The organism is Coprococcus sp. AF21-14LB (genome assembly GCF_003458885.1).
Lineage (GTDB): Bacteria > Bacillota > Clostridia > Lachnospirales > Lachnospiraceae > UBA9414.
In genome coordinates this window covers 1-601 of the sequence record NZ_QRVX01000142.1, presented here as the reverse complement: position 1 = coordinate 601, position 601 = coordinate 1, and the positions used below count along the sequence as shown (strand labels likewise).

Here is a 601-nt window from a genome sequence, read left to right as displayed (position 1 = left end):
TTCCACCTCACGGTGGACACCCTTGTCATTGGCTGTATCCTTCCCACTACTAGGGCGGATTAGGGACTTTCACCCATTAGCGACGTGCGCCGCAAGGCGCACCAAAAAAGAAGCTGTCCCAAAATCTGCGACAGCTTCTTTTTTATATTCTTATCCGACTAAGCATTTGCCTCTAAAAATGCATTGATCTTCTCTTCTAATAACACTGGATCAATACCATGAACCATAGCTGCTTCTTCCAGTGATTCCATCTGAGCAGATGGGCATCCAAGACAGTGCATTCCGATCTCCATAAGGATTGGAGCTACTTCCGGATTCATTCTCAGTAATTCACCGATTGTAATCTCTTTAGAAATTCTAGCTGCCATTTCAACTTCCTCCTTTTCTATTACATAATCCATATTATAATACGGCTTCTATAAATTATCAACTGCGACCAAAAAATTTATTCTTTTACCTTTTTAATTGTCGGGAGTTTGACAGTTGAATATTAAAAAAAGTTCTCACAGGTCGCATAAAACCTGCTTTTTTTATGTCAAATTTTCTGTTTTTATGGCTGTTATTTTATGTTATTGTATGATATAATAAGGGATAGGAGGGA

1 protein-coding gene is annotated in these 601 nt (G+C 38.6%); it reads right to left on the bottom strand.

Annotated features, from left to right (window positions below):
* Nucleotides 1-158 precede the first annotated feature (158 nt).
* A complete protein-coding gene (locus DWX73_RS13445) occupies nt 159-368 on the bottom strand; it encodes a DUF1858 domain-containing protein (RefSeq protein ID WP_118349148.1) in 210 nt (69 codons plus the stop codon).
* Nucleotides 369-601: the final 233 nt, after the last annotated feature.

Coding starts and splice junctions, on each gene's coding strand:
- DWX73_RS13445 (WP_118349148.1), bottom strand. CDS start 368: ATGGCAGCTAGAATTTCTAAAGAGATTACAATCGGTGAATTACTGAGA.